Here is a 7,114-nt window from a genome sequence, read left to right on the forward strand (position 1 = left end):
CCGAAAGATTGCGAGGGCGTCTCGCTAGGCTACAGAAGACAACCTAAGATCTCCAACCTAGCAACTTCAGTGATATTAAAACTCTCAGATAATTTAGATCCTCCGCATTTACCTACTTGAAGTGCCCCTGGATTCTACCCTTATCGACATTCTCCATTTTTCCAATCAAGATTATTTTTCCAATAAAGTACTAAACCATGGGCATCAAAGCAATACTTTCCATCTACTTCCTGCTGCCGATACCTGTTGCCTATTGCTTAATAATACATTATATTAGCGCATAAATCAGACACGCGATATGCGCTACCGCACTGTTCACGGCTTTGTTTTTGTTTTAGCCATACTTACTTGGCTTATACCTGCTTCAAGCAAAGGGCAATCCAATAGCAATCCCCACGCTATAAAGCCATACCTCACCGGAAACATCAATATCTCAAGCCAAAGTTGGGGGATTTGCCAAAATTCCACAACCCAACTTATCTACTTTGCCAATACTCAAGGATTGGTAGAGTTCAACGGGCTGTCGAGTCGAATTTGGAAGCACCCCGAACAGAAGACTATTCGCTCCATTCAAATTGATGCAACGGGAAAGATTTTTACCGGTTCATTCGAGGATTTTGGGTATTGGACTACTGAACAGAATGGCAACCTCACCTATCACTCTCTCTCCAACAAGATTACCACACCGCAAAACGACGAAATATGGAAGATCTACCTCCAGCATGGGAAAGTTTACTTCCAATCGTTTACCTCCATATATATTTACGATTACAAGACCGTGAAGCGCATAGCTGCGCCCACCATAATCTTATTTATGTTCCCAACAGCCGATGATTTCATTGTCCAGGGGCTCAGCGAGGGGCTTTATCAATTAAAAAAGGAAGAGTTTACCCTAATCCCCGGCAGTCAAATATTCAAGGAGAGCAAGGTCCATGCAATTATACCCACCGGCAATAAAACGTTTCTGATTTGTACCGACAGTAAGGGTATTTACAAATATGACGGCACCGCTTTCAAACCATTTACCTCCGAAGTATCATCTTTTCTGAGCTACTATAATTGCAATGCAGGCATTCAGGTTAATGATACCTTATTTGCATTTGGCACAATTTTAAACGGCATTGTTTTCAGCAATAATAAGGGTCAAATTATTCGTCAGTATAACTACTCCAATGGCCTAAAGAATAATACGGTGTTGTCGATTTATCGCGACAACCTCAAGGGTATTTGGGTTGGGCTCGATGAGGGAGCAGGTTACCTTGGAATTGAAAATCCATTTACCCCTTACTTTAATCCTACAGGTACATTGGGGACCATTTACACTGTTCTTCGCGATGCTGACAACCTATACATTGGTACTAACCATGGGCTATTCATTGCCTCGATAAGCGAGATAAACAACAGCTATAGTTTTTCGGACATACAGATGATACCGGGTAGCCAAGGCCAGGTGTGGACATTGATAAAGCACAAGGGACAAATCTTCTGCGGCCATAACGAGGGCACTTTTCTGGTAAAAGGTACTAGAATGCAAAAAATATCGAACGTAACCGGTTGCTGGACTATTAAACCTTATGCAGACAAACTGGTGGAAGGAACCTACACCGGACTGGTAATGCTTGGGCAAAATGGAGAAAACTGGCAAATACACCACCGTATTGCTGGCTACTTTGAACCCACGCGCCACATAGAGGTCGACTATCTTGGATATATCTGGGCTGCACACCCCCAGCGAGGCGTGTATAAGTTGGAACTAAACGAAACCATGGATACGATAAGCAAGTCGGAGTTTTACCAAAGCGCTTCCCGATCGGAATCTAACTTCGACGTTTATTCCATTAATAACACCATCGTCTTCACATCCTCGAATCTTCTATACCGATACAACTATGACCAAAAAAGAATAGAACTATTCTCCTCTCTTAACAAATCACTGCTGGAGTATGCCCAGGCAAAGCAAATTATTCCCTTTCATAAGAATGAGTATTGGTTCATTCTTCCCAATAAGCTGGCACTATTCTCCATCTCCAAGGACTTTAATGCAACTAAAAAGTTTGAACTGTTAAGCCGAAATGCCGAAATTACTTCCCGTGATATTAACATTTTGCCGCTTGCGCTCAATACCATACTGCTTCCCGACAACAACCTCTTCTCGGTATGCGATCTATCGCTTGCCACAAAGCGCAATTTGCAGATAAAACCAACCATAACCCGATTGGAATTCAGCGGAAAGAATAAGACCCGAACTTTCTCGACCCAAAAGGTTAATACCATTTCGATAGAATATGCAACAAACAACCTTACCATTTGGTTTGCCTTTCCGGCTGGCATCGAACAGGTCGAGAAAAACTTTTACTACAAGTTGGATGAGTTGGATAACGGTTGGCATAAAACTACCCTCGACAACATTACCTACCTTAACCTAAAGCATGGTAGTTACAATTTTCGCATAAAAACAGAGACAGGAGATGACGCTGCGATGGTGAAATTCACCATCAAAAAACCATGGTATATGACATGGTATGCCTACATACTATATATTGCTGTGGTTGTAAGTTTAACATTGCTCTTTAAACGAATATTCACCGTTGACGTGCGAAGAAGAAATCAGCTCAGGGAATATGCGCTCAGCCAAAACCGATTGGAAAGCGAACTCAGTATAAAAACAAATGAGCAGATGTTAACCATGCGCTTTCTGATGCAGAAGAATGAAATTCTTACCCAATTGCAGGAAAAGATTCAGCTGCTTAAGAACGATTCGTCCAAATATCCAGTAAAGTATATCCGTGACATTGAGAAGGTAATTACCGAGGGGCTTGACTTACAAACTGAAGAGTGGAAGGGAGCCATGAATAATCTTAAACTATCGGAGCAGGGTTTTTTCAAGGAACTCAAGGAAAAGAACCCCAACCTTACGCCCCATGATTTACGCCTTTGCTCATACCTGCGCATGAATTTCACCACAAGAGAGATAGCACGGTTGTTAAACATTTCCACACGAGGTGTTGAGATAGGTCGATATCGGCTGCGACGAAAGTTGGGCTTGACACACGACGAAAATCTCACCGAATTCCTTATGAGTTTCTCGCCAGAGAAGGAGTAGGATATAATAACCCTTTTTTGGCTGGCAGTGATATCTAACGATAAGATAAGGCTGCGCTCAACCACATCCAAATAAAACGACCACCTGAAATATCAGATGGTCGTTTTTACTTTTCCCTTAATTCTGAGCGAGAGACGGGACTCGGACCCGCGACCCCAACCTTGGCAAGGTTGTGCTCTACCAACTGAGCTACTCTCGCAATATTTCAATTCTCGTTTCCCTTAGCGGGGCTGGAATTGCGGTGCAAATATAAAGACTTTTCTGTTGCATCCAAAACTGAGATGCCGTTTTTTTTGAAGATTTCGAACTTTTCTCGCCTTCAAAAACGCTGCCCTTTAAGGGCGAACCACTTATACAATATTTTATCTACTTCCAATAAAACAAAAAGCCTCCTGTTTCCAGAAGGCTTTTTTCATCGGTACCCGGAGCGGGAATTGAACCCGCACAACCGCAAAGGTTACAGGATTTTAAGTCCAGCGCGTCTACCAATTCCGCCATCCGGGCCACTAAAAAAGAGCGAGAGACGGGACTCGGACCCGCGACCCCAACCTTGGCAAGGTTGTGCTCTACCAACTGAGCTACTCTCGCATCATTTTATCTGAACATCAAGCCACGCTTGGCTTGCAATTGCGGGTGCAAATATAGAACAATTTTTTTCACCACAAACCTTTAGACTCGTTTTTGCCGCATTTTATTCTATTTCTCTCAAAAGAGTTAATCAGAACCTATAATCCGGCAATTTTCTTAATCTCATTCAACTTGTTAAGGGCATCCAACGGCGTTAGATTGTTGAGGTCGAGACCAACTATTTCGTCCCGAATACGCTTTAAAACCGGATCGTCTAGCTGAAAGAAACTAAGTTGGAATCCTTCCCGCTTTTCTACAATGTCGGTAACCGGCTTGTCGAACTGTTTCTGCTTATGTGTTTTTTCCAGTTGAACCAATATCTCCTCGGCCCGCTTCACTACGCTTTGGGGCATTCCCGCCATACGAGCCACATGAATACCAAAGCTGTGCTCACTGCCTCCTGGCACCAACTTTCGTAAAAACAGCACCTTGTTATTCAACTCCTTTATGCTCACATTGAAGTTTTTAATCCGAGGGAAGAATCCTTCCATTTCGTTGAGCTCGTGATAGTGGGTGGCAAAAAGGGTTTTGGCCCTACAGTGAGGATGATTGTGAATATATTCGGCCATGGCCCACGCTATGGAGATACCATCGTAGGTGCTGGTGCCCCGCCCAATTTCATCGAGAAGGATTAGGCTTCGGTCCGATATGTTATTGAGAATGCTTGCGGCCTCAAGCATTTCAACCATAAAGGTGGATTCGCCCAACGATATATTATCGGAAGCACCTACCCGCGTAAATATCTTATCGACAACCCCTATTTTGGCACCCTTTGCAGGAACGTAACACCCAATCTGAGCCATCAATACTATCAGGGCAGTCTGTCGCAACAGTGCCGACTTACCGGACATATTAGGACCTGTTATGATGATGATCTGCTGATTCTCCTTATCCAAGACCACATCATTGGAAATATATTCCTCCCCCTGCGGTAGCATTCGTTCGATTACCGGGTGGCGTCCTTCGTTAATTAATAAAGAAAAATCCTCATTAAGTTCGGGTTTCCGGTAGTTATACATGGTAGAAACCTCTGCAAATGAGAGCAAACAATCGAGCTTGGCCAATAGAGAGGCATTGTGTTGTATTGGCGATATGTAGTCGAGCAAAGCCAGCACAAGTTCGCCAAACAATGCTTGTTCAATAGCGAGTATCTTCTCCTCGGCACCAAGTATTTTCTCCTCATACTGCTTAAGTTCCTCCGTAATGTATCTCTCGGCGCTCACCAGGGTCTGTTTGCGAATCCATTCGGGTGGAACCTTATCTTTATGGGTATTACGAACCTCAATAAAATATCCAAACACATTATTAAAGCTAACCTTAAGCGAGGTGATTCCCGTGCGTTCCGACTCCCGTTGTTGTAAACTCAAAAGGTAATCCTTCCCCGAAAAAGCAATGGCCCGCAACTCATCCAGTTCAGCATTTATTCCGGAAGCAATCACATTGCCCTTAACAATTAGCACCGGAGGATCGTCCACCAGTTCCTTTTGCAAGCGTTCCCGTATAACATGACAGGGGTTGAGTTGATCCCCAATAACCTTCAATGTAGGATCGCCCGTTTGAGAACAGACCTCTTTAATGGGGTCAATCAAAAGTAATGCAGCGCGAAGCTGGACGAGCTCCCGAGGATTCACACGCCCCACAGCTATACGCGAAACGATACGCTCTAAATCGCCCAATTCCCTCAATTTCTCCTGCAACAAACCCTTTTCTTCGGACTCCTTAATCAAATGTTCAACCGCATCTAGGCGCTCACGAATAGGCTGGACATCCTTCAATGGCAAACTCATCCACCGCCGGAGCAACCTGGCTCCCATAGGAGTTATAGTTTTGTCAATAACACTAAGGAGTGTCTTACCACCCTCGTTTACTGTTCCAAATAGTTCGAGGTTGCGTACCGTGAACTTATCGAGCCAAACGTAATGGTCTTGATCGATTCGAGAGATAGACGTTATATGCTTTAGCTTTGTATGCTGCGTCAGATCGAGGTAGTAGAGAATTGCGCCGGCCGCAGTAACGCCAAAGACAAGGTTCTCAACTCCAAATCCCTTTAAAGAGGAAGCCTGAAATTGATTTTCCAACTTCTCGCGACCCAAATCAGCCGAGAATGCCCAATCGTCGAGTTTGAAAAGATGATACTTACTGCCAAAGATTTCAGTAAACTCCGTGGTCTTGGCCTTCTCCACAAGAACCTCCTTAGGGTTAAAGTTGGCCAGTAACTTATCGATATACTCAAAAGTGCCTTCGGCAAGGAGAAACTCGCCCGTAGAAATGTCGAGAAATGATACTCCAGCTGCCGACTTTCCAATGAATACCGACGCTAGAAAGTTGTTTTCGCGTCGCTCCAGCACATTATCACTAAAAGACACCCCAGGCGTAACCAGTTCAGTAATGCCGCGCTTTACAATAGTCTTAGTAAGTTTTGGATCTTCAAGTTGTTCACAGATTGCCACCCGCATTCCTGCCCGAACCAGTTTTGGCAGGTAGGTATCCAGTGCATGGTGCGGAAATCCGGCAAGTTCGACAAAGGAGGCAGCACCATTTGCTCTACGAGTTAGGGTAATGCCCACAATCTCGCTCGTCTTTATGGCATCCTCACCAAAAGTTTCGTAAAAATCGCCCACCCTAAAGAGTAAAATGGCATCAGGATGTTGCCGCTTAATAGCAACGTACTGCTTCATTAAGGGCGTTTCCACGTATTTATCGTAACTCGACACGGATAGGATATTGTTAGATTATTCGAAAGCAAAAGTAAAAATTCAGATCAACCTTCCATGGGATTATACATTTTTAATTATGCGCCTCTGCAAAAAAAAGAGTCTTAATACGGAGAAACAGAAAGCCAATATGCCCGAAACCATATAGAAAAACATCACTTCCCATAAAAGTTTTAGGCATAAAAATGAATTTTGGTGGCACATAATGCTAGCTGGAATAAAAACAACACAGAATATTCACTTAGAGCGATGAGCGATAGATATTTTTATATTTCCTTAGGTGTTCTCTACGACTAATTAAAGACCCGCATAACTATTACACAAAACACAAAATATGTTTATTTAGATAAAACGGTCGAAGTTGTGCCACCCATTTCGGTTCAAGTTGTGCCAGGCGTTTCGGTCGAAGTTGTGCCACTTTTTTAGGTGCATTTAGGCTATTGTTTCGGTCGAAGTTGCGCCACCCGTTTCGACGCAAATTGCGCCATTGAGCCATTGAAAGGAATGATTTCTATCTTATCGCTGAAACTTAAATCAGGGATATGGCCGCAAAGAAGATAGATATCATGGATGTACGACAATTAATTCAGTTAAAAATCAAAGGAGAAAGCAACCGCAGCTGTTCTTCAAGTTTAGCCATACACCGCAATACGGTAAATTACTATGTCCG

Annotated in this window: 2 protein-coding genes and 3 tRNA genes; 1 reads left to right on the forward strand and 4 read right to left on the reverse strand. The window is 43.5% G+C overall.

Translation table 11 applies throughout. From position 1 onward, the window contains the following. The first annotated feature begins 298 nt into the window (after positions 1-298). Positions 299-3,103 (forward strand): helix-turn-helix and ligand-binding sensor domain-containing protein, encoded by a 2,805-nt coding sequence (locus tag BLS65_RS10785; RefSeq protein WP_092438839.1) that lies wholly within the window; start codon positions 299-301, stop codon positions 3,101-3,103. A 126-nt stretch (positions 3,104-3,229) separates the two neighbouring features. On the opposite strand, the gene BLS65_RS10790 is transcribed toward BLS65_RS10785, so the two are convergent. The 4 genes from BLS65_RS10790 to mutS form a co-directional block, all read right to left on the reverse strand. Then, positions 3,230-3,302, reverse strand: a tRNA-Gly gene (locus tag BLS65_RS10790). A 220-nt stretch (positions 3,303-3,522) separates the two neighbouring features. Further along, positions 3,523-3,607, reverse strand: a tRNA-Leu gene (locus BLS65_RS10795). An 11-nt stretch (positions 3,608-3,618) separates the two neighbouring features. Beyond that, a tRNA-Gly gene (locus BLS65_RS10800) sits at positions 3,619-3,691 on the reverse strand. Positions 3,692-3,828: 137 nt separating this feature from the next. Next, positions 3,829-6,408 carry a DNA mismatch repair protein MutS gene (gene mutS / locus BLS65_RS10805; RefSeq protein WP_092438845.1) on the reverse strand — a complete coding sequence of 860 codons (2,580 nt, stop codon included), beginning with the start codon at positions 6,406-6,408 and terminating at the stop codon, positions 3,829-3,831. Positions 6,409-7,114 lie beyond the last annotated feature (706 nt).

The organism is Williamwhitmania taraxaci, from assembly GCF_900096565.1.
Classification (GTDB): Bacteria; Bacteroidota; Bacteroidia; order Bacteroidales; family Williamwhitmaniaceae; genus Williamwhitmania; species Williamwhitmania taraxaci.

Bases quoted from the DNA above. Each gene is read 5' to 3' on its own strand.
- BLS65_RS10785 (WP_092438839.1), top strand. From the start codon at position 299: ATGCGCTACCGCACTGTTCACGGCTTTGTTTTTGTTTTAGCCATACTT.
- mutS (WP_092438845.1), bottom strand. From the start codon at position 6,408: ATGAAGCAGTACGTTGCTATTAAGCGGCAACATCCTGATGCCATTTTA.